The organism is Candidatus Hinthialibacter antarcticus (assembly GCA_030765645.1).
In the GTDB taxonomy this organism is placed as follows: domain Bacteria; phylum Hinthialibacterota; class Hinthialibacteria; order Hinthialibacterales; family Hinthialibacteraceae; genus Hinthialibacter; species Hinthialibacter antarcticus.
The window spans coordinates 1-26,552 of record JAVCCE010000057.1 but is presented as its reverse complement, the minus strand read 5'-3'; the positions used below and the strand labels follow the sequence as shown (position 1 = coordinate 26,552).

Here is a 26,552-nt window from a genome sequence, read left to right as displayed (position 1 = left end):
ATTCGATTTGTGATCGTGACAAATTGATCAAGGACTGGATTGCACGGCTTTTTCAATCGGCAGCCCGCGAAAGTCAGGATAATACTCGGTCACGCTGACGACCGGCCCGGCGGGAGAACGATAGACCACATAGCCGTGGCTGCGAATGCCGTTAGTTGGATCGTACTCTACATAATGCGTATCGCTGACGAGACGGGCTCGATGATACATTACGCTTCCACGCCCAAAGGTAAATGAGGTTTCGGCGGTTGCGACTTTGCGCTCGCCGATGTGGGCGTCAAAATAAGGCCCGCGGGCGATGCCCACATAGGGGAGTTTGGCTTCGCGGTCGAACGCGATTGTGTCTAATCGCGATGGTGAATGAGGGTTGCGGCCCACCTCGCGAGTGAATGTTCTCCAAACGCCCGTCTCAATCAGATATTCATTTTTAAAAATATAATTGTTCACCAATAACATGCCGGGCGGCGGACGGTAATCGAAGGTTAGCAGCGCCTTCAGTTCTTTGTTTGGATAGGGACCCCACCCCACGATCCGACTCATCTGCCAAGAATTCATGGCGGAGTCTTGGACGCCTGTAAGCGGCGTCACTAACACCTCGGGTTTTGCGTCTTCTCTATTGTCTCGCACATAAACTTGATGAACTTCCGTCAGCCGTTTTTCGCCGGTGACTTGCTGGTTGACTATTTCGATTGCTTTTGAAATCTCACTGAGATCATGCAGCGCTTTCGTCACGCCTGCGGTGTGTTGCGCTTTTTGAAACTTGGGCAACATCACGACAGATAAAAGCGTGATAACAACGGCTGCAGCGAAAAGTTTAATCACATGATGTCTTTTCATGGTTGCGTCCTCTCTTGTTCATCCCACCACTGGCGGGCGCGGCGGTCGTAGGCGATATAGTCTGGCGTGACAATCGACGGCGTTCTTACCACCGTGAATCCGTGGCTGACGAGACCGTTGCTGACGTCATATTCCACATAATAAAATCCCGCGTCATCGCCGTCGCTGGCGCCCGCCGCCCGCGCCGCCGGACACAACGCCGTCGCGATATACCCCGTGAAGCCTTCGACGCCAAACTCGTCTCCCCGCGAAGACTCGGGAAAGCCATGCCAACGGATGCTGTACGAACCCGTACGCTCCGTCCTGCCGGGCACTTCAAAATACGGCTGCGGCTTGGGGATTGCATCCAGGGAGGCGGCGTATGCGTCCTGATTAAACGTAAGGATGTTCCAGCGCGGGTCGCCGCCGTCGAGGTCTTTCAACACTTGCACTTTTGTGGTCAGGTTTGGATATTTGGCGCCGTCCATGGTCAGAGACCGCACCACTGTATTAGGCCAGTCGAGCGCATAGCCGTCCATCGCGCCGATCAGCGTGGTTAAATCTTGCCGCGCATGGGCGACGCGCGTACGCACCTGTGCGTTGTGGAACTTTGGCACCATGACGACGAACAATATCACCAACACGACCAGCGCGACGGCGGCTTCGATAACATAACGACGGCGAATGCGATGGATCATGGCGCAAGTCCCTATTCACGTGGGGATTACCCCTAATCTATCACAACCCCACCCCAGTTGTAAATAAAAGATCGTTATTTGGACAAATATTCCCCTGCATAAAAAAAAAATTAAAATCCGCTAAAGAATTCAGTACCGCTTGACGATAACGATAGCGAGGGAGTCTTCCTGATCCCCAAAACGCCCGAAAAGGCTTGATGAAATGGATATCGCAGCGCTTTCGTCCGCCATGGCCGCCCAGTCGATCATGGGAGAATTATTGGTCAGGACGCTTGACCAGACCCAGGCGATCATCGTCGGGTCAGGCCAGTTAGAACTATCTGCGTCTGCCGATAAAATCGCCGCCTCAATCGACGGCCTCGGCGAAAACCTCGACGTAACCGCCTGAATTAAAACTCCTTACAGATTTTCGCCCTAGTCATTTTTCACGGTTCTTCCGTAAATTGGATTTTTTTTCTCTGCATGTGGAATGGGTACAATTCTGCTCGCTTCAGATCAAATGGTGGGTTAAGAATTCACCCTACAAAAACTAGAAAAGCCCCTTTTTTTAAGGGGGGGGACGGCGCGTAAGCGCCAGGGGGGATCAAGCGGTGGGTTAAGAACCCACCCTACAAAAACTTATTTGTTTATTGCAACTCATATCGTTCTTCTGCTTCGCATTGAATATTTCCCCAGATGGTTTCGAGGTCGTCCAGCGCGTTGAACACGCTGATGCGTTGCGGTTCGCGTTTGGCGAGCGCGAGAAACCCCTGCCGGACGCGTTCCATAAACGAAACCGCTTCCGACTCGAAGCGGTCAGGGTTCTCCGCCTTGGCCTGATCGCGACGGGCGCGGGACAGCCCGGTCTCGGCGTCTAAATCAAGCAGCAACGTCCAGTCGGGAACGCGGCCCCGGGTTGCGAATAGGTTAATTTGTTTGAGATGAGCGAGATCAAGGCCGCGTCCATGGCCCTGGTAGGCGAGAGTCGAATCGGTGTGACGGTCGAGGATCACCGTCTGGCCTCGCTGCAACGCAGGCAGGATCAACTCGTGCATCAATTGGACGCGGGCGGTCTCAATGATGAACAACTCGGCTTCGGGCGTGAGGTTGAGTTTCTCATGCAGCAGCAGGTCGCGCATCCGTTCCGCCGTGGGGACGCCGCCGGGTTCGCGGGTGCGCAGACACACATGCCCGCGCTGGGTAAACCACTCGTCCAGGCGCTGCGCGAGCGTCGATTTGCCCGCGCCTTCGATGCCTTCGATGGTGATGAATAATCCTGATGCGCTTGGTTTCGCCATGCCGTTAGACTGCCGCCGCTTTCTCGACTGGCTGCACCTTTTCGAGGACATCGTCCAATATGCGGTCGGCGGTGATCCCCTCGGCCTCGCCTTCAAAGTTGAGAATCAAACGGTGGCGCAACGCCTGTTTGATCGACGAGCGCAGGTCGTCAAAACTGACGTTGTAGCGGTCATCGAGCAGCGCGCGAATCTTGCCCGCCAAAATCAGCGCCTGGGCGCCGCGCGGGCTGGAACCGTATCGCACAAAACGGTTGGTCATGTCGGTGGCGAACTCGCCGCCGGGATGGGTCGCCAGAATGCAGCGCACCGCGAAATCGCGCACATGCGACGCAATCGGCACCTCGCGACACAAGGCGCGCATTTCATTGACCGTTGCTCCGTCCATAATTTTTTCGGGCGTGAATTCCACTTTATCAGTGGTTCGAACCAGAACTTCGGTGAGTTCTTCGCGGCTGGGATATTCAACAATCAACTTCAACATAAAGCGGTCGAGTTGCGCTTCGGGCAGCGGATAGGTGCCTTCCATTTCCAGCGGATTTTGGGTCGCCAGCACCACGAACGGCTGTTCGAGGGTGTAGGTATGCCCGCCGGAGGTGACGCGGTGTTCCTGCATGGCTTCCAGCAGCGCCGATTGGGTTTTCGGGGTGGCGCGGTTGATTTCGTCTGCGAGAACCACGTTCGCGAAGATGGGGCCTGCTTCAAAACGGAATTCGCGACGCCCGGAATCATTCTGGTCGATGACGTTGGTGCCGACGATGTCAGCAGGCATGAGGTCGGGCGTAAACTGGATGCGTGAGAATTTCAGGTCGAGCGCCTGGCTCAGCGTACGCACCAGCAGCGTCTTGCCCAGGCCGGGAACCCCTTCGAGCAGCGCGTTGCCGCCCGCGAAAATGCAAATCAATGAACCTTCGACGATTTCATCGGCGCCGACCACCACTTTGCCGACTTCTTCCCGCAATCTCATAAATTGATTTCGGAACTGCTCCGTCCGTTGTTCAATGCTCATATCGCGCCTCGCATCCGCCTGGTCTTCGCGGGGATTATTTACGTATAGAATAACACTATCATAGAGCGTGTGTCAAAATTTCGTGCAGTAATCGCGCCTGTAGCCTGCCAGCCGCAGGCAGAGGCCCAGCGATAGATACAGTGACAAAAACTCAATCCGCACAGTATTCTGGCAACCACTATAAAACAAAAGCGAACGACCAGGGCGCAAGGTAACATGGAACCCAAACAAAACGCAAATACGCTGAAATTGAGCAGCGGGCAATTTCTAAAATTTCTTTTCTATTTTCTCGCCGCATGGACGGTGGTGCTGTCGATGTGGCTGTATACCTATTCGGTCCGTGAGGGCGGGCTGCCCTGTTGGGACGGCTTTGACCGCTGCGCCTGGGGCGCGTCGCTGATGACCGCCGTTCAAGACGGAGACTTTTATATCTTTTGGAACTACACCAACCAGCAAGTGGTTTGGCCGTTTCTCCATTCGTGGGCCACGATGGCGATGTTTTTGCTGTTCGGGGCAACGCTACCCGCTGCGCGGCTGATTGCGTTGTTTTCGTATTTCGGCTCGGCCTGTTTGATCCTCTTTTGGTTTGTCCGGGCGCGTCGCATCGACGCGGCGAAAGACAATACGCATCCCCTGCTCTACGCCGCCGGAGCAAGCGTCGCCTGGGCGCTGTTCACCACTTCGCCGTTGGTCGCCGCCCACGCGGTGAGCATTATGAGTGAGATCACAGGATTATTTCTGGTACTGGCGGCGCTGTGCGCTTTGCCGAATGATAAAAAAGCGCCCCTCTGGCGCACAATACTCGCGGGCTTCTTTTTGGGATTGTTGTTTTATTACAAATACAATTTCGCGGTCTTGACCTTCGCGGGGGTCGGGTTGGCGCGGCTGGCGCAACATCGCTGGAGCATCGCCCGCCTTTTTCATAAGCAAGATTTAATACTCTTCGGCATCCCGATGTTTATGCTGGCGGCTTGGCTAGCGCCCTTTATGATGGCGAAACTATACGGCCTGGTAGGTTTTGTCGTAAACAATCCCGATGCGCGTACGCCGTTCAGTCTTTCCAGCCTGCTCTATTACCCGCGCCTCGCGCCTTCGGACTATTTTGCGCACCCGCTTTTCTTATTGTTGTTATTGGCGCCGATCATTCTGACGTTGATTTTCTCCCGGCGGCTAAGAATCTCGAATCCTGCTGTAGCATGTTTTTTGATTCACTTCACTGCCGCCGTGATTCACCCCATGAAAGACACGCGCTTTATTTTTATTCCAATGGGCTTGTTCTATCTGATGGCGGGCGAGTCGATCATCGGCATGATGCAACAATGGCGCGTTGATGAGCAACGCAGCCGAAAATTTGCACTCGCGGCGGCAACAATCATATTGATAGCTGGAACGCTGGCTTACCAAAGCCATTTCAACCGCCAAGCCCACGCATCGCGTTACCAAAATTATCTGGCGCCGATTTATGCGTTTCTTGACCACGTGACGCCGCAAGACCACATCGCGCTGCTGGTTTCGCACGATCTGTCCAACCCACCCGCGCTCAGTTTTCATCTGGTCAAATCGCTACATACCCAACAAAATCCGCTTGCCGATGCGCCTTGGCGCTGGCGGCATTTATTCTTATTTGAAAAAGGCGAACCCGTACGACAAATTCCCGAAGAAGAACGCTTCAAAGATTTGCGACATGAATTTTATATTGGAAAAACCGACACGGTGGTGACGCTGCAATCGACCGCGCCGTGGAAGATCGCCCGCTTTGACGATCTCTTCGGCGGCGCCCATGAATACGCCAACCTGGTTCCCTACATGGGAGAATTCGAGATGGTGTTCGAGCGCACCTTCTTCAAAACCGACGCGCTGCTGCGGGTGTATCGCTTGAAGAAGGAGTGATTTCTCAACTCCTCTTTTTGAAATTTCACAAAGGCGCGGGCACGTCTCTTTTCGCTTCGGTGCGGGCTTCACGCCCTTATTGCACAGGCGCTCAACGAGTCGCACCCGCGCCTTTTTTTGTTATGCGCTGAGTTCTAAGAGAAGAAAGGGTTGCGCTGCTGCGGGTGTATTGGTTATAGAAAGACGGGTGATAAAAAGTAGCAACAAATCATGCTATAATTTTGGCAAGTTAATGAATTTGGAATGAGTATGGTTTCATTATGAACAAAGTCGCTGAATTAGAAAAAACGGTCCGTGAATTAAGCCAACAAGAATATCGCGAATTTCGCCAACGATTTCTTGAACGGGATGGAGAATTGTGGGACGGACAAATTGAACAAGACGCAACGACGGGAAAGTTAGATTTTTTAGTACAAGAAGCCATTGAAGAAAAAAACGCCAATCAATTAAAACCATTGTAATGCATCAAACGACGCAACGGTTCTGGAATTGCTATAACAACCTTCCAACTACAGTTCGTGAACGCGCGGACAAATGTTTTAGCCTTTTAAAAGAAAACTCCAGGCATCCTTCTCTGCATTTAAAAAAGGTAAATGCCTTTTGGTCTGTCCGTATAGATTTAACACATCGCGCTCTTGCTGTTGCGGATGGAGATGATTTTATTTGGGTATGGATTGGCGTCCATGATGAATATGAGCGCTTGATTGGACGGTGAAGTCGTCCGCACAATGAATCACTGATGACCAGACGCGCTGCTGCGGGTGTATTGTAGGGTAAGTATACTTAACCCACCAACCGAAGTATCACAAAGGCGCGGGCACGTCTCTTTTCGCTTCGGTGCGGGCTTCACGCCCTTATTGCACAGGCGCTCAACGAGTCGCACCCGCGCCTTTTTTTGTTATGCGCTGAGTTCTAAGAGAAGAAAGAGTTGCACTGCTGCGGGCGTATCGTAGGGTGAGTTTTTAACCCACCAATGCGCGTTGATTTCTTTTTCTGAGGCTGGCAAACACAACAGCGCTATCAATACCTTCACCGATTTTCGCTAATGGCCTGGACGTGTTGCTGGATGACCTCTTGGGGAGAGTCGGTCATCAGCTTATTAAAGGCGAGATAAACCAAGACCACGTCTTCGACGTATCCAAAGCCAAACATGGCGAGGTCAGGCAGCAAGTCAAACGGCAGGATGACGTAGGCAATCGCGCCATAGCAGAACAACTTGAGATGCAGCGGCACCCGCGGGTCGCCCAACAGGCGAAACGACAGGCGCACAAAATTGGGCAGGTGAAGAATAAAGCGCAACACCGTCATCGGGTTGCGCCCTTTGGCGAGATCAAACACGCGGCCAAAGCGAGAACGAATCATTTATAGCCCCAGACGCTGCCGCAGGGTATTGCGCGAGATGCCCAGCAGCTTGGCGGATTTGACCTGGTTTCCGCTGGTCTCTGTCATGGCGCGCTTAGCCAGTTCGGTTTCCAACCATTGATACACTTTAATCGAGCGGCTCTGCTGCTGTGAAATGATCTGGCTCCACAATTGGTCGAGCGCATAATCCAGCCCCTCGCGTACTTCATGCGAAGCGGGGCCGTTCTCGCCGCTCTTGTCGCGGGCGCCGCCTTGGGCGTGCAGATGGTCGATAGTAATCACGCTGCCGCGCGACAACAACAAGGCGCGCTGGATCGAATTTTCCAACTCGCGCACATTGCCCGGCCATTCGTGGTTCATTAAAAATTCTTCGGCTTCTTTCGACAGCGGCAGCGTCTCGAACCCCGCCCGTTTGGCGAAATAGCGCGCTAGCAATGGGATGTCGCTGCGGCGTTCGCTCAGCGCCGGCAATTGAATGGTGACGACCTGCAAGCGGTAATAGAGGTCTTCGCGAAATTTGTTGTCTTTCACCATCGCGGCAAGGCTGCAATTGGTCGCGGCGATCACGCGGGCGTTGGATTGAATGAATTCCTTCCCGCCGACGCGCTGGAAGTTTTGGTCTTGCAACACCCGCAACAGTTTGCCTTGGGTCACCATGCTGAGTTCGCCGATTTCATCGAGAAAAATGGTGCCGTTGCGGGCTTGTTCAAACTTGCCGATGCGGCGTTCGTGGGCGCCCGAGAACGAGCCTTTTTCATGCCCGAACAACTCGCTTTCGAGCAGCGTCTCGGGGATGGCGGCGCAATTGACTGGCAGAAAGATTTGGTTTTTGCGCTGGCTGTGGCTATAGATGGCGCGGGCCACGAGTTCTTTCCCCGTCCCGCTTTCGCCTGTGATTAACACCAGCGCGTCGCTGTCGGCGACTTTGCCGATGAGTTTATAAACCTCTTGCATGGCCGACGCATTGCCGATGAGCACGTCATCGTCGACCGCCATGCCTTCATTGGCGCCCCAAACCACCGACTTCTGCATCATGCGGCGGGTAGAAAGCGCCGACTGAATGACCTCCATCATCTTGGGAGGATCAAACGGCTTCAACACATAATCAAACGCGCCCAGACGGGTGGCTTCAATCGCCGCCGTGGTGGTCGAGAAGGCCGTCATCATAATCACCGGCGATTGATGATGAAGTTTGTTGACCTCTTTGAGCGTAGACAGCCCATCCATGCCGCCCATTTTGATATCCATAATAATCAAATCAGGCGTCTCATATTTGAGCACTTCGAGGGCTTCCTCGCCGGAGGTCGCCTTGAGCAGCGTGCACTGCAACGGCGACAAAAAGCGGCCAAAGGAATAATGAACGTCTTCTTCATCGTCAACAATTAAGATCGTTGACTTTCCCAGCAATGGATCGGTAACCATATATTCTTCCAATAAAAAAACAATTGAATAAATTATAACCCAAGCGGATAGGGTCGTAACTCCCCTGGAAAACAACTGACGGAAAAGAATTTGCGCTTGACGGAACCTCGAATGTTGTTCATAGTAATTTAACTTGGTATGAGGAGCGCAGTTAGATGTCGGACTTTTCGTTTACTGAAGACGATCTTGAAACCCCAATCGGAGACGACGGCGACCTGGAAGAGGCCGAAGAGAACCCCTCCCGCCTTGGCGCCGACGTTGAGATGCAAGGCCGCCTGTTGGTGCGCCGCTCGCTCGATATGGCGGGCGAATATAAGGGCAACCTGGTCTCGAACAGTACGGTCCGCATTCTGCCCACCGGGAAACTCAATGGCGACATTGATGCGTTCAACGTCATCGTCGAAGGCGAAGCCCATGTAAAAATGTTGGCGCGCAAAAAGTTAGAGATTCTCAAGGGGGGAAAATTCGTGGGCGACTTACAAATACAGCCCGAAGTGATTGTCCTCTCCGAGTTCGCTTCGTTCGGCAAAGACGACGCCTCCGCTGACGAGTTTTATAAAGAATACGCTCGCAAAGATCCCGCCGACAAAACAAAAAACGCCAAAAAATCGTAGTATCGCTGAGTCGTTGCATGAGTGAATAATAGCGCCCCCTTTTTCGTGGCGAATAAGTGAGAAATGCCCGCCTCGCGGCCTTGGTTTGTTACCCTGTCTGGCTGATCCCCCAGGTGATTCAAAATTCAATATCCTCGAGGTAAAAGCCCCCCTTGAAAAAAGGGGGGCTTTTGAAAGAAGGCCAACGACTGGCGGATTCATCTGTCACGGCGGACACCCTACTACACTGCCCTAAGGGAAATATTCATTTTCAGCGCTATAATACGTCATAAGAAAGTATGGGAAACGTACAATGGCGCTGGCGAAGAAAAACGAAAAATACACCATCCACGATTATTTCTCATGGGACGACGGCGAACGCTGGGAACTCATCGGCGGGTTCATCTATAACATGACCCCTGCGCCTAGGCTGAGACATCAGGACGTAGTCTTAAACTTTGGTTCTGTACTCAATCGAATGTTAAAAGGCCAAACATGCAAACCATTTGTTGCGCCGACGGATGTTGTCTTGTCTGACGAAGATGTTGTCCAGCCGGACGTGCTTGTTGTATGCGACCCCAAAAAAATGGAAGGCGACCGCATCGAAGGCGCGCCCGATTTCATCGCCGAAGTGCTCAGCCCATCCACCGCCGCCAAAGACCGCCGCGAGAAACGCGCACTCTATGAAGCCCACGGCGTGAAAGAATATTGGCTAGTTGATCCTGATGCGCGACTGGCTGAACGCTATCTGCTCAAAAAAGGCAAGTACGGCGTGAGCGAAGTCCTGCTGCCCGACCAAACCGTTGATCTGCCGTCGCTCAAAGGCGTTTCGGTTGCGTTGATCGAAATCTTTGGCGAAGAAGAACCCAAGAAGCCCGTCAACGGTCCGCCCAAAGCCTGACCCCCCTGCTGACTCACACGCAGGGCAGGCTCTTACTTCGCTTCCGCCTGTTGCTTGTCCGCCAGTTCGCGCAGCATGAGAATCGACTTGCCCAACACGCCCGCCGAACCGCGATAATTTTTCGCGCCGCGCGGCTGGTTGTAGATGTCGTACCATTCATAAAAATCATCGTTAGCGATTACCCGGTCTAGCATGGGCTTTAATTCGTCATAGGCTTCTTGCACCCGCCCATATTGAATCATCGCCTGGATCATGCGTCCGCCAAACCAGGTCCAGTCGCCGCCGTTCTGGTATGAATAGGGCCTCATGCTGGGGTTTTTGAAATAGCCGTCAGGATAAGGCGGATACATCGTCAGCCCCAAGGTCGCGGCGCCGCAACTCGCCTGGCGTTCTTTCATCTGAAGCAGCGTCTGCTGGAGTTCGTCCTGGCTGAGAGCGCCCGCCAACGCCGCGCAGGCGGTCCCGCCGAAGTAAAAAATTTCATTTTCGTTAAACGAGTCAGGAAAAGCCGAGCCGTCGATGTAACGGTGGGGATAATATTTTTGATTGTCTGCGTCCCACAGGTGTTTTTGCAGGTTCGCGGCGATTTGATCGCGGACGGCCTGCCATTTTTCGGCCCGCTGCGCGTCGTCGTCGAGCAGCGCGATAAAATTGTCAATCGCGGTCAGAAACATGGCGTTGTCATACACATCCACGCAATATTTTGTCGATTCATCAATCACCACGCCCCAAGGGTGCCCGGGCTGCACGTCGCCCCAATCCGCCGTAGTTGCGCCCCAGAGCAAACCGTACTTATCGGTAAAGCGATGGGTGAGTAGAAAGTCCAAGGCGAATTCCATGCGGTCAAGCACCGTCTTGCCGCCGATGGTTTCATCAAGAATCGAACGGTCGCCGGTGGATTTGACGTAGAGAAACACGGCTTGGACCAGCGAGGTTTCCTGGTCGGTTTCGACGGTGTTTTTATGCGCTCTATATTCGAGCGCTAAGGGAGACTCGATGTAGTCATACCCGCCAGTGGCTTTTTCAACCGGGATGTACCCGTCAATGATGTTGCCGTCTTCGCCCTGGAATTTGAAGAAGATGAGCAAATCATCTTTGATGCTTTCGGCGCCACGCACCCGGCAGGCGATTTCGATAAAGGTCGCGTAGTCGCGGATCCAAACTTCGCCGTAGGAGGTTCCCGCCGTGGCGCCGCTTTTGAGCACCTCTTCGGCTTTTTTAAGTACGATGTCCAATCGTTCGTCTTCTAGAATCGCCTTTGCATAGGTCGGGGACATGCTCGATGCGAAGGTTGAAGTCGAAACGGAAAGCAAGAGTAGTAGTGTGAGTAAGCGAGTGAATAGATTCATGGTGTCGTCTCCAAAATGGGATTAGATTTAATGTAGCATGAAATGGTTGTGTAAATACAGATGGGGACGATGGATTGATCTACGTTTAATAAAAGCGCGGGTGGAACTCTCTGAGCGGCTGCGCCCGTCACAAGCGGTCACTGAAGCGAAGAGAGATGTCCCCGCAACTTTAAGATATATTGCCATCCGGTGGGTTAAGAACCCACCCTACAATTCTTATCCAACACTTACTTCGTCAGCGTTGCCAGTTGTTCCTCTAACTTATCGCACTCGTCTTTGTCTTGTGCATAGCGGGCGCGTTCAGCGTCGACCACCTCGGCGGGCGCTTTGTCGACGAAACCCTTATTCGAAAGTTTTTTATCGCGGCGTTCGAGTTGTCCGCGCAGGTTCTCGACCTGCTTTTTGAGGCGTTCGATCTCTTTCTCCTGCACCTCGGCAGGCCAATGTACGCGAATTTCGCAGCCGTCCACCACGCCGACTGATACAGCGGGGTTGGCGTCGAGGTCGCGCCCGGCGGCCAAGTCAGCATTCACTTTGCAAAGCGATGTGATGTGTTGGTAATACTCCTGCAAGAATGCATCGTGCGCGTCTGTCGCGGTTTTAAACTCGATGCGGGTTTCAACATTGGGCGCAATCGACAGTTCGCCGCGAATATTACGGATGGTATACACCATCTCTTGAAACAATTTGACCTTGGCTTCGAGCGCGTCGTCAATACGCACTTCTTCGGCCTTGGGATATTCAGTCTGCGAAATGCTTTCGAAGTCGCCTTCGGTGACGCCGAGTTTCTTGAGCGTCTGCCAGAGTTCTTCGGTAATGAAGGGAACCAGCGGATGGAGCATACGCAGGCTGATTTCCAACACCTTGAACGCAACCTGCTTGACAGTGCGCGAAGCAGCGGGGTCGTCGCCGTACAGGCGCGGCTTGATGAGTTCGAGATACCAGTCGCAATACTCGCCCCACACAAATTGATAGAGCGACTCGGAGGTCTCGTTGAATTTATATTCTTCCATGCCATGACGGGCGGAAGCGATGGTGTGTTGCAGCCGCGAGAGAACCCAACGGTCGGCCCACTCAAGGTTATCGGGCAGGTCAGCGCCCAGCGTCTCGCCGTCTTCGACGGTGGTGAGAATCAAGCGCGCCGCGTTCCAAATTTTATTGGTGAAATTGCGGTAGCCTTCGATACGGTTTTCGGCGAGATTGATGTTGCGTCCCTGCGCCGCCATGATCGCCAACGTGAAGCGCACCGAGTCGCAGCCGTATTCGTCGATCACGTCGATGGGGTCGATGGCGTTGCCCAGCGACTTCGACATCTTGCGGCCCTGTTCGTCGCGCACCAACGCGGTGATGTACACGTCGCTGAAGGGGATGTCTTTCTGCACATACAGCCCCATCATAATCATGCGCGCCACCCAGAAATAAATGATGTCGTGTCCGGTGACCAGTACGCTGGTGGGGTAGAATTTTTTCAGTTCATCGGTTTCTTCGGGCCAGCCCATGGTTGAGAAAGGCCACAGCGCTGAGGAAAACCAGGTGTCGAGTACGTCATCGTCTTGTTTGATCTTTGCGCTGCCGCAGTGATCACAGGCGTCGGGGTCTTCGAGCGGCACCGTCATCTTGCCGCAGTCGTCGCAATACCACACCGGGATGCGGTGCCCCCACCAAATCTGGCGCGAGACCGGCCAGTCGCGCACGTTTTCCACCCAGGAAAAATAGGTGTTCTCCCAGTTTTTGGGAACGAACTTAATGCGCCCGTCGCGCACCGCTTTGATGGGTTCCTCCATCAGCGGCTCCATCTTGACGAACCACTGTTCGGAGAGATACGGCTCGACGATGGTGGTGCAGCGATAACAGGAGCCGACGCGGTGTTTCATCTCGTCGATCTTTTCGAGTGAGCCTTGTTCTTTCAGATCGGCGACGATTTTCTTACGCGCAACGAAACGGTCGAGGCCCTGATACGGCCCGCCGTTTTCATTGATGGCGCCGTCGTGAGTGAGAATGTTGATCTCTTCCAGGTTGTGGCGCTTGCCGATTTCAAAGTCGTTGATGTCATGGCCGGGGGTGATTTTCAGCGCGCCGGTACCGAATTCGCGGTCAACGTATTCGTCGGCGATGACGGGAATCTTGCGTTCTAACAACGGCAGGATGACTTCCTTACCGATGATGTCTTGATAGCGTTCGTCTTCGGGGTGCACCGCCACAGCAGTATCGCCCAACATGGTTTCGGGCCGGGTGGTGGCGATGGTGAGATGTCCGCTGCCGTCGGCTAGCGGATAATGGACATGATAAAACGCGCCGTTTTTGTCGATGTGTTCCACTTCGTCGTCTGACAATGTCGTGTGGCAGCGCGGGCACCAGTTGACTAAATAATGCCCGCGATAGAGATAGCCGTCATCGAACAATTTTTTAAACACGCGGCGCACTGCATGAGAGCAGCCTTCGTCCATGGTGAAGCGGGTGCGCGACCAGTCGCATGACGACCCCAGGTAGCGCAGCTGGTGAAGAATGGCGTTGCCGTATTCTTCTTTCCATTCCCAGATGCGTTCGAGCATCTTCTCGCGGCCCAGGTCGTGGCGGGTGATATTATCTTTGGCGAGGCTCTTTTCCACCACGTTCTGGGTGGCGATTCCGGCGTGGTCGGTGCCGGGCATCCACAACACTTCGAAGCCTTCCATGCGCTTCCAACGACAGAGGATGTCTTGCAGGGTGTTGTTGAGCGCATGGCCGATGTGCAGCCGCCCGGTGACGTTGGGCGGCGGGATCACAATCGAAAAGGGCGGCTTGTCGGAATTCGGGTCGGCTTTGAACAGGTCGCGGTCGAGCCAGAATTGATACCAGGTTTCACGCGCGGCGCGCGGGTCGTAGCGTTTGGAAATTTCCATGAGAGTTCTCGGTAAGCCCTGACTTTCTTTATTTAAAAATGAACTATTTTGCTGTATTTGCAGTATTGCAGAGTATACGAAGCGGGGCGGCTTCCGCAAAGGGTCTTACTTTTGTGATAGACGGGGCCTTTGACGATATGATAGGCTGTGTTAGTTGACAACATACAATAAAAATGAATGAGAGGCGTTGTCCAATGAAATTTGTGCGGATGGCATTTTGGATCATCTTTGTGCTATTCGTTATCGGATTCATGCTCTACCGCAGCGACGTGTTTTTTCGTTTTTATCAACTGCGCAGCATCGCGTCGACGGTGCCGATGCCGTATAAATTAAACGACAAGATCATCTGGGACGAAGACAAAGAACTGCTGGTGCAGCGGGTGCGCTTCAATCATACCGAACTATCGAAGTTTTCATTGCTGATAACGGTCACAAATAAAAGCAACAAGACACAGTATTTAGGCGTTGAAGTGAATACGAAAGGAACATACAACGAAGACGGAAACGACAGCGTGTTTACGGCGGGCGCAACCCAAGACGCCGAAATCTTCACGCTGGATGCGGGCATGACCTACGATCTCGAACGCGAATTTACATTAACCTCAAGCGTACGTAATGAAATACGATTAAAACTGTGCAAGTGCAAAAACAAAAAACTGCATACTCAAACATCGGGCGGGGTGTTTCTTCCATATGACGCGGAAATTATTTGGGAGAAAGAATTCATCCTTCCAATGGATGAGGGAGTCAAACAATAGAATTGCATTATCCGCTTGTGTGATGGAACAAACGTCATTTCTCGTAACGACCAATCAACTGCGCGAACCTTCCCTTGCGCGATCATCCGTCGTATGTTCATTCGTTCTTTAGCGTAAGCGTAGAAGAAGCCATGCAAATGTTCTTACAAAATTAAGATGTTTATCATTGTTAAAGGAAAAGGAGATTCGTTATGAAGAAATTTTCGTTGTACCTGGTCGCATTCGCCTTGCTCGCCGCCCCCGCCTTCGCGCAAGACGGCTGGCATTCGCTGTTTGACGGCAAGTCGTTAGACGGTTGGAAGTTCTCAGATAAAGAGGGTTCGTTTAAAGTCGAAGACGGCGCCATCGTGGTCAACGGTTTACGTTCGCACTTGTTTTACGTCGGAGACGTTGAAAAACACAATTTCAAGAATTTTGAACTCAAAGCCAAGGTCATGACCTTCGCCAGCGCCAATTCGGGCATCTACTTCCACACCGAATTTCAACAAGACGGCTGGCCCAGCAAAGGCTTCGAGTCGCAGATCAATAACTCGATGAAAAAAGAGCCGCGCATGACCGGCAGCCTCTATCAGGTTGACGACGTGAATACCGACAAGTTGAAAGAACTCGGCGCCAAAGATGAAGTCTGGTTTGATTACTATATTAAGGTGCAGGGCGACAACGTCTTGATTAAGATCAACGATAAGGTCGCAGTCAATTGGACGCAGCCCAAAGGCTTCGGTGGTCCCGACGGCAGCACCGGGCGCGTACTTTCCAGCGGAACCTTCGCCATCCAGGCGCACGACCCCGGCAGCAAGGTGCTTGTCAAAGACATCATGGTCAAACCGCTGAAGTAAGAATTGCGCTACTTCGATCCCTCCCCCATCTTGGGGGAGGGATCGGCTAACAGAACATTTTATAACTTCTTCACCGCTGACTGCGTTCGTATCGTTTTTCTAGCATCGCCGTTGCGGCGCGGCTTGGTTTGCTTTTTCACCAGGGATGTCTTTTCAATGAGCAATGCGCGCGGTTGCGTCACCAGTTTGGCAGCGCTCTTCTGATACAACCCGCCGCCCGGCGCTTCCACCATACGCGCAGCGGATTGCTTCCGTACGCCCTCAGCGTTCACGACCATCGAAATCGAGGTCACCTCACTCAATCCCTCAAACAGGTTGTCCCAGACAGAAACCACCCGGTTGCCGCCGACCGCTACCGCCGTATTGGCGACGCCATCCATATTGTCCGTTAAGACGACGGGGTCGGTCAGATAAGCGTTTTCGCGCGCATCATAAAATTCGACGAACATCTCGCCCGTCGCTTCGTCATACCAGGTGATAACGAACTGGTCCTCGTCCCACTTGGCGACCGACGGCGCGGTTGCGCGCGCGGTGGATTCGCCCAGGTCGATGATGAACTCGGTCACGCGGATATCGGCGTCGTCTTCTAACACCGCGCCGTGAATGTTTCGTTGATGGGTGTCGGGGTTTTCATTCACCCATACGGCAAGAAAATAGCGCCCGCCAAACGCGATGCGCGGCGTCGTTGCGTGGTCAAACACTTCATCCGTGAGGCTCACGCGAATCTCTTTGTTCGAATCAGGAACCACACCGTCTTCGCTGGCGTCGGTTTTCATCTTGAAATAACGCGCGTAGACATCGTTTCGGCGCTGTCCCTCAACAGCAATGCGGTCGTCTGACCAAACCACGACAATACGTCCGTCATCGCCCAGCGCGACGTCCGGGTCGGCGGGGGCCGTGTCTTCAAAGGTAATATTCGCTAATAGATCAACATCATCTTTTGAAGTCAAATCGGCGCCGTCCCAATTGAAGCGGCGCGCAAAAATCGCCGTATCAAAAAAGCGGTCATCTTGCCAGACAACAACCATCTCACCCGCATCGTTCAGGTCGATGGATGGATTGATCGCATCGGTATCGTCAAACGCTTCGTTGATCCACACGTCCTCAATGAACAACCGCTCGGAGGTTTCATTCACCGAGGTCAAGAAAATACCCTCGTGCTTATCGAGCCGACGGTCGTCAGACCACACCACCATGCGATTCGCACCGGGGCCGATCTCAATCGCCGTGTCATTCACCCGCGTATCTTCAAACGGTTCGTTGACTGCGACGGCGTCGCTCACGGTTTCGGACTCAGCGTCGAAATCATAGAGAATGGCGTCACGAAAACCCAATGTGCTGTCCGCCGCTGAATAGACGTACTTGCCGTCGCGATCAAACGCAACGTCCGCGTCCGACGCCGCCGCGCCGTCGTCAAGCGGCGATACGTCGATGAAAAATTCCAACTCAAAATCGGGAACTTCACCCGGCGTCGGGGTCGGGTCTATTGGCGGCTGGGTTGGAGTGGGAGTCGGCGTAAGCGTGGGCGTGGGTTCAACACCGCCTTCGACGCCGAACAGCGATTGCAGGGCCGGGTCGCTCACCGTAGCGGCGTCCAACGGAAATATCTCGAAGTCTTCAAACATGCCCGTGACCGGTGCGTCGCCGCCGGGCTGTACGGCAAACTGAATCAGCGGAATCACCGCATTGCTTTTGGGATTATAAAACGCCGTCAGCCGCACATAGCCGTCAACAAACTCGGCGCTGTCGTTTTCAAACAGAAAGAACCCAGTGTTGTCAGTATCAAAAATAGAGCCGTCCGGCGCCACGTCAAACACGCCCATCGCAATCACCGCGCCCGGCGCACTCGCCAAAACCGAAAGCCGCAACAAAACGGGGTCGTCGCCGACGGCAACCACCGGGCCAAACGCTAGCGTTCCCTGCCCCGGCGCCGCAGTCACCAAAACCCCACGCCCCGGTTCGCCGGACTGATCGTTTGGGTTGGTCGGAACCAAACCGATCCGCGTATCGGCGGGTTCAAATCCGCTCGCGGGCAGAGTGGTCCAACCGGCGCCTGCGAAATCAATATCGTTCCAATTGGCGCGAAACAACGGCGCGGGTTCTTGCGCAAAAGCGAAGAGAGTAAAAATTAAAACACTGAATAGCGGTAGAATACGGATTAAAGTTCTCATGAATACAACCTCCCGGGGCGCTCCTGCTGCAACGCCTTCATCTATACACGTTATCGCGAAATTGGAAGGTTTGGCTAATGGGAATGGATATCACACGCGCATGAGATTCAGAGAAAACAACAATGCAGAGCGGATTTCATAGTGGTTGCCAGAATTATGCGCGGATTGAGTTTCCGTAACGGTATCTATCGCTGAGCCCCTGCCTACGGCAGGCAGGCTACGGGCGCGCTTTACGCACATCTTTTTGACAAACGCTCTAGCCTTGGATGTTTAAACGCGGACGTTCTTCTTCAGAACTCGTAGGCGTTGGGGATGAAAACGCCGCTGGTTGATAAGCCGGGGGTTTAGGTTTCATCGCGGAGGGCGCGGTCGCAGCAGGCGCTTTCGGCTTAGTTAATTTGGCCGCCATACTATCAAACTTGGCCGCCGTTTTTTCATTGGGAACCATGGGCGCGTCGCCCTGTTGTTCCTGAGTATATTTCTCGACTGCTTCCGTCCAGGCCGAACGCAAGTTCTCCACAATCGGCATGGCTTCGTCAATCATGGCAATATCTTGCTTAATATTGGCTTTGACCAGATGGTGATATAAAAAATCATAAATCCGCAAAAGGTTCGTACCCAGTTCGCCGCCTTTTTCGAGGTCCAGGGCGATCATCAGTTCGGTGAAAATTTTTTGGACTTTGGTCAGTTCGGTATGGGCTTTTTCGATGTTTTTTTCTTGAATGGCTTTCTTTGATATATGCAACTTTTTCACGGCCGCATCAAAAATCATCACCAACAACTGTGGTTGGCTTGCGGTTTCGATCTGGGTTTTCAAATACCGTTGTTGCGGATTATCCACTTGCGCCGCCACTGGCTCCTCCTTTCAATTTCTAAGCGTTCAAACGACAAGCGCTTCGTAAATGCTTACTATATTATATCGGAAGCAAACTCATTTTATTGAGCAAAAATTAACGGCCGCTGCTAAACGCCTGGGTCAGCGTCTGAGTAATCTGTTGTGATTGAGACAACGTGACCTCGAGCGCAGTGAAGCGTTTTCTTAAAACTTGTTCTTGAATAGCAGCGCGTTCTTCGATACCTTCAATGCGAACAATCTGCCGTTCGATGTTATCGACAATCGCTTTTTCAGCCGAATCGAGAATACCGGTGCCAAAGGCGGTAAACGTTTTTAGTGAATCTTGAAACACGTTGCCAAAACCAACCTTGCTAGCCGTAAACAGGTTTTTCACCAGTTCAGGATTATCATTCAAGGCTTGGCTTAATTTCGTGGTATCAAACGTCAACTCGCCCGTCGCCGACAATTCGATGCCAATCGAGGCAAGCGATGTTCGTCCGGCGCCGGCGCCAATAATTCCGCCTGCGATGCGGTTGGTTGACACCTGGCGCAAGAGGCCCAGATCAGCCGCAGTCGTGCCATCCACTTCCTCTACGGAAAATTTCAAAAACCCGCCGGATTCATCGCTTAAGTTAATTGAATCTCCCGCTTGGTTGATTGACGCTTTGACTTTGATATCTTCGTTTAAGTTAATCGCGTCGAGAACATCTTGAACCGTTCTGGCATCATTCAAGTTGATCTCTGCGCTGGCGCCCGAACGGTCCGTAATTTTGATTTTGCCAAGATCAATCCCCGCGCCTTCGTTAAGTTTGGATAGGCTTAATCCCGGCAAGTTGGGAATAAAGGAACTGATTGAGTTCGCCAACGAGTTCGACAACCGGCGCACAGTATCATTACCGAAAAGAATGCCGTTCGCGCCGTCAGGATCAAACACCGTCTGTTCGTCAATAAAACCCATGACCGTATTGAACGAATCGACAAAACTCTGCACCGTATTTTCGACTTGTGAATAATCTTCGTTAACTGAAATCGTAACAAACGAAGAACTCTCTTCTTTCATCGCAATCGATATGCCTTCAACCAAGTCGGTCACAATATTACTTTTCCGATTGACCGTGATTCCGTTGTAGGTAAATTGCGCGTCTTCGCCTTGTTGGTCGTAGTTTTTAAAATCAGAGTCAATCACGCCCAAGGTGCTTAGCGCGTTATTGGCGTCGTTACTGAAGATGGCATTGCCCGACGCGCTGCTGATCTCCAACCGGGAGATGCCGCCGACGGTGATAACCTGAGCGCTGATATCTGAACCCGGCGGCGGAGGCGTGGCGGCCGTATTAATTTTATCAGCGATATCGACCAATGAATCCGTACCGAAATTGACGGTGACGTCAATGAAAGTAGAACCGTCGCCGTTGGTAATCCGAAACGTAGAATCCGTCGAGCCTTCTAAGTCTAAAATGTCTGCAACAGACAGAACAGAAGATGTAAAATCTTCGCTCTGGACCCCGCCGACAATGCCTAAATCAAATAACACATTATCTGGATCGTTAAAATTGCTGGGGATGCCGGTGGCGCTGCTGATTTGCAGACGCTCTTCGGAACCTTCAGTCACGACCGTTGCGCTAATATTCGCGCCTGCCGTCTGAGAGGCCGCGTTAATTTCACTCGCGACGCCTGTCAGGTCTAACACGCCGCTGAAGTTCACGTCCAGCGCAAATTGTCCGCCCGAATCATTGATGGTGATGCTTTTTCCGGTGAAATCAAACGTGTCGGTCAGCGGATCGAACAAGTCGCTCAGTGCGCCGTTGTTGTCAGCGTTTACTGTATAATCAACGCTCGCGCCCGAACCAATCAAGCCAAGGTCGTCTAAAATAGATGACGTGCCGACTTGGCGAAATTCCAACCGGTTCACGCCCGTATCAGCAGCAGAAATCACCAGTTTGGTTTGGTTTGCGGCGGTTTGAATCACTGAAGCGTTTGCGCCTGAGCCGGATGCGTTGATCTGAGTTGAAATGGTCTGCAACGTATCGCTAGCGCTAACGCTGATTTTTTGTCCATTAATTAAAAAATCGCCGGAAAAACCCATCTCTTCATTGGCATCGAGAAATATGTCGGAAGAAACCTGGTCAGCTTTGGCAAGATTATCGACGCGCACCTGAAATGCGCCTTTTGATGCAGAACTGTTGGCGCTGGCTGACAAAATCGATTCATTCGACGAATTCGCCGATTTGGTATCAAACAATGCGGTAGAACGCAGCCCTTGCGAGGTAACGTCAAGCCCTAACACATTGGCATTCAACGTTTGAAACGAGCCTAATTTCTGCTGCTCGCCTTCTACGCGTCTTTCGATTTGTGAGATCGGCCCTCGAACCTGAATGTCGAGAATGGCGTCGATCAACGCGGTTGTGTCAAAACCGGATATAAGACCCTCAATCGCGAAATTGCTCATCGCTGGTTACCTCTTTCGCCCAAAAAACCTATGCAACCGTAATAAAATAATACAAATTGAAACAAGAGAATTACTTCTTCTTGTTTTAGTATCGGCGAAAACCCTAAAAAGTTGAGAGTTTGCTTCATGATTCTCGTTGCACTTTCTACGAACAGGCACTTTTTACCTACTTCACTGAATTGTCGATTTTATCCACCAAATCAATCAAAATGATTAAGTGAATAAAAACGAACAGGTTACATCAAACCAGTTCCGTTCAAGCGAATGTTCGTGACTAGATTAAATGCAAAGGAAAGACCAAAAATGGAATGGGAGGGAATACTGCTAAGCCTTCCCCCTCTCTTCTCGATGCAAGAAAGGGGGAGCCCTTAGACTTCGCGATCAAAAAATACGCCCATGATTGACTTCATTCTCTCGGTAATTTCGAGAATTTGGTTGCGGGGAAACTCTTGCAGCACTTCATGGGTTTTTGAATCAACCACGCGAATGATGGTGCGTCCTGACCCTTCGTCAAACCGGAAATTGACCCGGTGGTCAGCCAATCCACTGGCTGCTTCGATGCGGTTCACCGGCTTGTCGGCAGGTTCCGCAGCGGGTTCGCTTTTCTCAACGGTGGGTGTTTCCAGTGAAAAGCGCGACGAGTGAAGCGGCTCTTCGTGTAAGGCGGACAGCGTAAAAACGTGGTCGAGATTGGGTTTTATGGGTTCCACGTTCATGGTCGTCTCCTGCGTTGCGAACTACCGTCATGCGGCCAATGCGCCTTCGGAAGCGAAACCGGGGAGCGAAGCGTTCGCTCCGCTCCCCATACTTGTTCGCATTAAGTGATCGAAGTGACCGATTACCCGATAAGTCCCAAGAACGACTGGCTTTGGAAGTTGGCCTGGGCCAAAATCGATACGCCTGCCTGTAAGAGCACCTGGTTCTTGGTAAAGTCACTGGATTCACGGGCAATATCTGCATCACGGATTCGCGATTCAGCCGCCGTCAAGTTTTCAGCACTGACGCTCAAGTTTGAGATCGTTGCTTCGAGACGGTTGGTTGCCGCACCGAGGATTGAACGGGTCTTGTTGACCTGCCCTAACGCTTCGTCCACGATTCGGATGGCTTCATTCGCGCCGTCGATGGTGGTGATATCAATATCAGAAACCGTACGCCCGCTGCCCTGGCCGAAGCCGAGGTTTTCAGAGCGCAAGTCACCGATACTGGCCCTGAACGCCTGGCCTGCATTCGCGCCGACCTGGAAGTTCAGCGAACTGTTGACAGTCGAGATGATGACCGTACGGCCCGCATCAGGCAAACCATCAGCCCGTTGGGTAACGTCAACCACGTTATCGAAGTCAACCGTCACAAACTTGGCCACGCCTCGCGTGCCGCCGCTGTTACCGTCGATAAAGACAACGTCCTGGTCGCCGTTAGTGAACGTAACTTCAGAACCACCGTTCAACTTACCAACAAACTGGTCTTGCGACGTTTCTAACTTATCGACGCCGGCTGAGAAGCCGCTGCCGACGCGGAATGTGAGTTGCTCTTGCGGAACGCCTTCAACCGTCGCTTCCGCCGCCGCCAGTGTGATTACGTCGCCCGCCTTGGCGCGTACGGCGTCGCCGCCGTCGACACGGAACGCAGCCGATTCAAAGAAGCCTTCTTGTTGTAGAAGGGCGTCATCCTGAACCGTGCTTTGGTTACGAGTTACAACACCTGCACCATCAATTTTCTGTTGGAAATCAAAGGTCAGGGTAAAGGCGGTTTCTGAATCGTCCTTACCAGTATCATCAACCAATTGCATTGAGCCATTGGCTGTAAAGGTAAAGAGCGCATCCTCAAAGCGTGTTTGGTTACCGTTCTCTAAGCCGCCAGTCAGAGTAGAAGCGCCCAATGTACCCGCCGCGCCATAATTACTGGTGCGGAAGTTCATTTCGCTCACAAGACCGGAGATGCTGGAGAAGGTGAAGTCATTGAAACTGGCGTCAAAGTCACCAGCGCCCGGAACGGTGTTAAACGTAAAGGAGCTCTGGAAGGTGGTTCCATCCGAGTTGCTTCCGGTCAACGTAACGGTGTCGCCGCTAGCCAACGTGGTACCGCCTGTGTAAACACCGTTAACGAATGAACCGTTTAATTCCAGCGTACGGCCTGAACCGGCGCCGTCCAACGAAACGGTACGATTAAGAATCGCGCCGTTACCATCACGGAAGGTAACAGTGCTTTCAACTTTACGCTGTTGCGCCGCCTGGACGTCTTCGACTTGAATATCAAATTGCCCTGCGCCGAAGGTTGAACCAGTGATCGCAGTAATCGAGTTGCCGACCTGGCCTTGTCCAGCCAATGCAGAGTCAGTACCGATTTCGCCAGAACGGGTTACGCCGTTGGCTGACGTATTGATTGTACCAACGGAACTGACCAATGTGATATTCAAACTGGCTTGGTTAATCAATTCGCCGTTTTCACTGCTTAAGCGAATACGACCAGCATTGCTTGCATTTCGACCCGCGGCCCCAACTTCAGCAGTCGCCAAGGTGCGATACTCATCAGGAACAGACGCAGAGTCGCCAAACAAGGCGGCTTCAGCAGCGTTAATGGATGAATTGATCGATGAAGTAAAGCCAGCGAAGGTAATAGCAGCGCCAACGTGCGTCGCGCTAATAGAACCGTTGAATTGGGTTACGCCGTCTGACAACACGCCGCTGTAAACAAACACGTCAGTACGGGAAATTGAAACGCCGTTAAAGAACTTACTCGCGGCGCCGCCGCCAGTGTGAACCATGACATCCGTCGTGGCGTTTATGCCCGTAGACGAACCAACCGCTGAACCCACGCCCAAGTTGCCTTCTGAGAAGAACGCCATACTAACGGCGAAGTCAGTTTGGTTGGTGATGCCTGTGTTCAATACCTGCGTTTCGCCTTTTTTGTCGCCCGCGATAATCTGCGAGGATCCGTCAATTGTTTTAATAATGTTCAAAAACGATTTGCCGCTACCTAAAGTCGAAGCAACGGGAGACGCATCGACGCTCAGACCAATGTCTTCCTGACCATCAATCGTTTCAGATTGAATGGAGAAGTCGCCATTCAACAAGAAGTTGCTTGAGAATTGGGTGGTGTTCGCAATACGGGTAACTTCGTCGATGCTCTGGAAGACTTCGTCCTGCAAAGCGCGACGGGCGCCGAGATCGTTAACCGCCGTGTTCGCCGACTGAACGGCCAACTGACGGATACGATTCAAGCGTGTTGTGGTTTCTTCCAACGCGCCTTCTGCGGTGGCGATCAAGTTGATGCCCTGCGAAGCGTTGGTAACCGCCTGGTTCAAACCTTGAACTTGCGTACGTAAACGGTTGGCAACGGTCAAACCCGCTGCGTCGTCGCCGGCGCGGTTGATGCGTAAACCTGATGACAAGCGTTCAATTGATTTAGACAGCGCCCGTTGGGAGTTGTCCAAATTTCGGTTTGCATTGACGGATGCTACATTGTTAACGATTCTGGAAATAGTCATTCTTTTCTTCCTCCATGAACTTTCCTTAAGGCATCCTTGCCGAAAGGCGTGGTCTCGGGTGCGAAGCGGACCACGAAGTTTTGGTTTTTAGAGTTTGGTTGCCGTCTTTTAGCCGCTTCTGGTTCCGCCGGGTGCGAAGCGTCGAAACCATCGTCTGGCTAAAAGAGTTTCGGCTGGTGGGGCAAGGCCCCGATTTCCATCAAAACATTCATCCCATAATCTCTAGGGCGTCAACCTAGGGCGCCATGCGGCGCGAATGGGCTATGTAAGAACTCGACCTACCGGTACTCCTTTCAAATATTAAACTTATGGTCGTTAAAGCAACCTTATTTTTAGAATTTGGGTAATACTGCTGCTTTCAGATATCGTCGCCTTTACAAAAAACCTTGAGCAAAAGGCGGAAATTTTTTCTCTCAAAATGAAAGACGCGGCAAAATCTGCCGCGTCTTTGCGCTCTAACTCATTTAAAAAAGTTGATTTTGGGGTATATCCCGCCCGGGCAGCCTCTTATAAGAACGAACTGAGATGGCCAACCACGGTTTGGCTCGATTTAAAGATATTCTTACACAAATGCTCGGCGTCTTCTTGTGTGAAGTATTTCTTGAAGTACTCCGCTTCTGAAACATAAATCATTTTTTCATTCAGATAAAACCGGTTCATTGGCGCCAAAAGGCCCATGTTTTCCATCGGTTCCAATTGCAGCAGGTCGAATAGAACCAAGTCATCTTTCAATATTGTGAAGATGCGCGCCATGGTTTGGTGCCAGTCGCCGGACAGCGATTGCTGTAAAGTTTGGACTTCTTGCGCAAAGAGCAACATCACGCCGCAGGCCTCACGGACAATCTGCATATGTTGCGGGTCATGGCGCAACTGGTTGCGAGCCGTATCTAACGCGTTGGCGTCTACTTGGCGCGATTTCATAAAATTGACTAAAAAACGCAGCACCCATGAGAACCAGTAATTCCGCTCACAGCGGTAGGTCACATACGACCAATAATCTTTCGATGACACTTCGCTTAGCGAAACCGTGTCAGGAACATCAATTTTCTTCATATAACTACGGGCGCTGCCAGTGACTTCCCCGATCATATTGCGGAAGCCATTTTTGTAGGTGAGATACATGAGCGTTGGAAACGTCAACAACGTTCGTTGGCTGCCGGTGAAACACATTTGGTTGGCGCGGGGCAACACCAGAGGGTTAACCACATCCACATACAATCCGCCATCGTCTTTCAAAACCGAATGGGCCTTTTGAACGATCCCGTTTGGATCGCTGGTTTCGTTCAAAACCTCAAAACAAAAGACGATGTCGTAGGGTTCATTTTGGCTAAAATCCTTTTCAAGAAACTCTTTGGCGGAAACCGCAGTCACATCGCAGTTTTTGGCCTTGAGCGCTTCCTCTAATTTTGAGGATTTCGTATAGAGTTCTAATGCCCGAAACGGTTCTTGTCCCCGCCCGGAAAATTGACTGAGCCAATCCAGCGCTTCATTCGCCTGAACAGACTGTTCCGCGTTTGTATCCATGATGGAGTCCATCGCAAACGAATCTTCACCTAAGGGCGCAGGCGGGTTTTGAAAAATCGCAGCGCAATGACGGCAGATGGAGAAATGCAGGCGGCAATCAGGAGCCCATTCACGCATCAAGACGTCTTCGTTCTCCCAAAACCAGAATGAGTGAGAACTTTCGCTATGGCAAATGGGGCAGGAAACGGTTTCCATTGTGCGTCCTTTCTAATTCGGAGGGTCGAACATTGAGGCCAGCGGCGGTAAACCAAACGGGGGCCGGGACGACCAAGCGGCCCAGCCCCCATCTATCATAAAGTAAT

General features: G+C 52.2%; 21 protein-coding genes. 7 read left to right on the top strand and 14 right to left on the bottom strand.

The annotated features are described in order from the left end of the window. Positions 1-27: 27 nt before the first annotated feature. Positions 28-837 (bottom strand): hypothetical protein, encoded by an 810-nt coding sequence (locus P9L94_13005; protein ID MDP8244998.1) that lies wholly within the window; start codon positions 835-837, stop codon positions 28-30. Continuing rightward, positions 834-1,514 carry a hypothetical protein gene (locus tag P9L94_13000; protein MDP8244997.1) on the bottom strand — a complete coding sequence of 227 codons (681 nt, stop codon included), beginning with the start codon at positions 1,512-1,514 and terminating at the stop codon, positions 834-836. Before P9L94_13000 ends, P9L94_13005 begins: the two co-directional genes overlap by 4 nt. A gap of 202 nt (positions 1,515-1,716) precedes the next feature. Between P9L94_13000 and P9L94_12995 the strand changes: the two genes are divergently transcribed. Continuing rightward, positions 1,717-1,902, top strand: coding sequence for a hypothetical protein (locus P9L94_12995; protein MDP8244996.1), 186 nt, complete (start codon positions 1,717-1,719; stop codon positions 1,900-1,902). Positions 1,903-2,140: 238 nt separating this feature from the next. Here P9L94_12995 and tmk read toward each other — a convergent pair whose 3' ends face one another. Both tmk and P9L94_12985 read right to left on the bottom strand, forming a co-directional pair. Next, on the bottom strand, positions 2,141-2,791 hold the full coding sequence (gene tmk, locus P9L94_12990; protein MDP8244995.1) for a dTMP kinase: 651 nt from the start codon (positions 2,789-2,791) through the stop codon (positions 2,141-2,143). 4 nt (positions 2,792-2,795) lie between these two features. Continuing rightward, positions 2,796-3,797: a MoxR family ATPase gene (locus P9L94_12985; protein MDP8244994.1), complete on the bottom strand. Its 1,002-nt coding sequence runs from the start codon at positions 3,795-3,797 to the stop codon at positions 2,796-2,798. A 216-nt stretch (positions 3,798-4,013) separates the two neighbouring features. On the opposite strand from P9L94_12985, the gene P9L94_12980 reads away from it, so the two are divergent. Further along, entirely contained in the window at positions 4,014-5,687 is a 1,674-nt protein-coding gene (locus P9L94_12980; protein ID MDP8244993.1) for a hypothetical protein, read from the top strand. 260 nt (positions 5,688-5,947) lie between these two features. Continuing rightward, complete coding sequence (locus tag P9L94_12975) at positions 5,948-6,148, top strand: hypothetical protein (protein ID MDP8244992.1); 201 nt, start codon at positions 5,948-5,950, stop codon at positions 6,146-6,148. A gap of 568 nt (positions 6,149-6,716) precedes the next feature. Here the strand turns inward: P9L94_12975 and P9L94_12970 are convergent. Beyond that, a complete protein-coding gene (locus P9L94_12970) occupies positions 6,717-7,049 on the bottom strand; it encodes a DUF1232 domain-containing protein (GenBank protein ID MDP8244991.1) in 333 nt (110 codons plus the stop codon). Continuing rightward, positions 7,050-8,471 carry a sigma-54 dependent transcriptional regulator gene (locus tag P9L94_12965; GenBank protein ID MDP8244990.1) on the bottom strand — a complete coding sequence of 474 codons (1,422 nt, stop codon included), beginning with the start codon at positions 8,469-8,471 and terminating at the stop codon, positions 7,050-7,052. Between the two features lie 155 nt (positions 8,472-8,626). On the opposite strand from P9L94_12965, the gene P9L94_12960 reads away from it, so the two are divergent. After that, a complete protein-coding gene (locus tag P9L94_12960) occupies positions 8,627-9,085 on the top strand; it encodes a polymer-forming cytoskeletal protein (GenBank protein ID MDP8244989.1) in 459 nt (152 codons plus the stop codon). A 292-nt stretch (positions 9,086-9,377) separates the two neighbouring features. Then, the gene (locus tag P9L94_12955; protein MDP8244988.1) at positions 9,378-9,965 is read left to right on the top strand and encodes a Uma2 family endonuclease; all 588 of its coding nucleotides are present in this window, start codon (positions 9,378-9,380) and stop codon (positions 9,963-9,965) included. Between the two features lie 32 nt (positions 9,966-9,997). Here the strand turns inward: P9L94_12955 and P9L94_12950 are convergent, their stop codons facing one another. Together P9L94_12950 and P9L94_12945 are read right to left on the bottom strand one after the other, a co-directional pair. Continuing rightward, positions 9,998-11,314, bottom strand: coding sequence for an amylo-alpha-1,6-glucosidase (locus P9L94_12950; GenBank protein ID MDP8244987.1), 1,317 nt, complete (start codon positions 11,312-11,314; stop codon positions 9,998-10,000). A 227-nt stretch (positions 11,315-11,541) separates the two neighbouring features. Next, positions 11,542-14,196 carry a valine--tRNA ligase gene (locus P9L94_12945; protein ID MDP8244986.1) on the bottom strand — a complete coding sequence of 885 codons (2,655 nt, stop codon included), beginning with the start codon at positions 14,194-14,196 and terminating at the stop codon, positions 11,542-11,544. 194 nt (positions 14,197-14,390) lie between these two features. Here P9L94_12945 and P9L94_12940 point away from each other — a divergent pair, with 194 nt between their 5' ends. Both P9L94_12940 and P9L94_12935 read left to right on the top strand, forming a co-directional pair. After that, positions 14,391-14,954, top strand: coding sequence for a hypothetical protein (locus tag P9L94_12940; GenBank protein MDP8244985.1), 564 nt, complete (start codon positions 14,391-14,393; stop codon positions 14,952-14,954). Between the two features lie 191 nt (positions 14,955-15,145). Then, entirely contained in the window at positions 15,146-15,790 is a 645-nt protein-coding gene (locus tag P9L94_12935; protein MDP8244984.1) for a DUF1080 domain-containing protein, read from the top strand. Positions 15,791-15,849: 59 nt separating this feature from the next. Here the strand turns inward: P9L94_12935 and P9L94_12930 are convergent, their stop codons facing one another. The 6 genes from P9L94_12930 to P9L94_12905 form a co-directional block, all read right to left on the bottom strand. Next, complete coding sequence (locus P9L94_12930; protein MDP8244983.1) at positions 15,850-17,961, bottom strand: hypothetical protein; 2,112 nt, start codon at positions 17,959-17,961, stop codon at positions 15,850-15,852. A gap of 256 nt (positions 17,962-18,217) precedes the next feature. After that, positions 18,218-18,814, bottom strand: coding sequence for a flagellar export chaperone FliS (gene fliS / locus P9L94_12925; protein ID MDP8244982.1), 597 nt, complete (start codon positions 18,812-18,814; stop codon positions 18,218-18,220). 97 nt (positions 18,815-18,911) lie between these two features. Then, complete coding sequence (gene fliD, locus P9L94_12920; protein ID MDP8244981.1) at positions 18,912-21,242, bottom strand: flagellar filament capping protein FliD; 2,331 nt, start codon at positions 21,240-21,242, stop codon at positions 18,912-18,914. 368 nt (positions 21,243-21,610) lie between these two features. Continuing rightward, positions 21,611-21,958, bottom strand: a complete 348-nt coding sequence (locus P9L94_12915; protein ID MDP8244980.1) for a flagellar protein FlaG — start codon at positions 21,956-21,958, stop codon at positions 21,611-21,613. Positions 21,959-22,080: 122 nt separating this feature from the next. Continuing rightward, complete coding sequence (locus tag P9L94_12910) at positions 22,081-24,726, bottom strand: flagellin (protein MDP8244979.1); 2,646 nt, start codon at positions 24,724-24,726, stop codon at positions 22,081-22,083. A 507-nt stretch (positions 24,727-25,233) separates the two neighbouring features. Next, the gene (locus P9L94_12905; GenBank protein MDP8244978.1) at positions 25,234-26,367 is read right to left on the bottom strand and encodes a methyltransferase domain-containing protein; all 1,134 of its coding nucleotides are present in this window, start codon (positions 26,365-26,367) and stop codon (positions 25,234-25,236) included. Positions 26,368-26,552 lie beyond the last annotated feature (185 nt).

What these genes read in the sequence shown, in the direction of transcription:
- P9L94_12935 (MDP8244984.1), top strand. Translation starts at nt 15,146, where the DNA reads ATGAAGAAATTTTCGTTGTACCTGGTCGCATTCGCCTTGCTCGCCGCC.
- P9L94_12965 (MDP8244990.1), bottom strand. Translation starts at nt 8,471, where the DNA reads ATGGTTACCGATCCATTGCTGGGAAAGTCAACGATCTTAATTGTTGAC.
- P9L94_12975 (MDP8244992.1), top strand. Translation starts at nt 5,948, where the DNA reads ATGAACAAAGTCGCTGAATTAGAAAAAACGGTCCGTGAATTAAGCCAA.
- P9L94_12960 (MDP8244989.1), top strand. Translation starts at nt 8,627, where the DNA reads ATGTCGGACTTTTCGTTTACTGAAGACGATCTTGAAACCCCAATCGGA.
- P9L94_12940 (MDP8244985.1), top strand. Translation starts at nt 14,391, where the DNA reads ATGAAATTTGTGCGGATGGCATTTTGGATCATCTTTGTGCTATTCGTT.
- P9L94_12985 (MDP8244994.1), bottom strand. Translation starts at nt 3,797, where the DNA reads ATGAGCATTGAACAACGGACGGAGCAGTTCCGAAATCAATTTATGAGA.
- tmk (MDP8244995.1), bottom strand. Translation starts at nt 2,791, where the DNA reads ATGGCGAAACCAAGCGCATCAGGATTATTCATCACCATCGAAGGCATC.
- P9L94_12945 (MDP8244986.1), bottom strand. Translation starts at nt 14,196, where the DNA reads ATGGAAATTTCCAAACGCTACGACCCGCGCGCCGCGCGTGAAACCTGG.
- P9L94_12980 (MDP8244993.1), top strand. Translation starts at nt 4,014, where the DNA reads ATGGAACCCAAACAAAACGCAAATACGCTGAAATTGAGCAGCGGGCAA.
- fliD (MDP8244981.1), bottom strand. Translation starts at nt 21,242, where the DNA reads ATGAGCAATTTCGCGATTGAGGGTCTTATATCCGGTTTTGACACAACC.
- P9L94_12955 (MDP8244988.1), top strand. Translation starts at nt 9,378, where the DNA reads ATGGCGCTGGCGAAGAAAAACGAAAAATACACCATCCACGATTATTTC.
- P9L94_13005 (MDP8244998.1), bottom strand. Translation starts at nt 837, where the DNA reads ATGAAAAGACATCATGTGATTAAACTTTTCGCTGCAGCCGTTGTTATC.
- P9L94_12930 (MDP8244983.1), bottom strand. Translation starts at nt 17,961, where the DNA reads ATGAGAACTTTAATCCGTATTCTACCGCTATTCAGTGTTTTAATTTTT.
- P9L94_12995 (MDP8244996.1), top strand. Translation starts at nt 1,717, where the DNA reads ATGGATATCGCAGCGCTTTCGTCCGCCATGGCCGCCCAGTCGATCATG.
- P9L94_12950 (MDP8244987.1), bottom strand. Translation starts at nt 11,314, where the DNA reads ATGAATCTATTCACTCGCTTACTCACACTACTACTCTTGCTTTCCGTT.
- P9L94_12915 (MDP8244980.1), bottom strand. Translation starts at nt 21,958, where the DNA reads ATGAACGTGGAACCCATAAAACCCAATCTCGACCACGTTTTTACGCTG.
- P9L94_12970 (MDP8244991.1), bottom strand. Translation starts at nt 7,049, where the DNA reads ATGATTCGTTCTCGCTTTGGCCGCGTGTTTGATCTCGCCAAAGGGCGC.
- P9L94_12905 (MDP8244978.1), bottom strand. Translation starts at nt 26,367, where the DNA reads ATGCGTGAATGGGCTCCTGATTGCCGCCTGCATTTCTCCATCTGCCGT.
- P9L94_13000 (MDP8244997.1), bottom strand. Translation starts at nt 1,514, where the DNA reads ATGATCCATCGCATTCGCCGTCGTTATGTTATCGAAGCCGCCGTCGCG.
- P9L94_12910 (MDP8244979.1), bottom strand. Translation starts at nt 24,726, where the DNA reads ATGACTATTTCCAGAATCGTTAACAATGTAGCATCCGTCAATGCAAAC.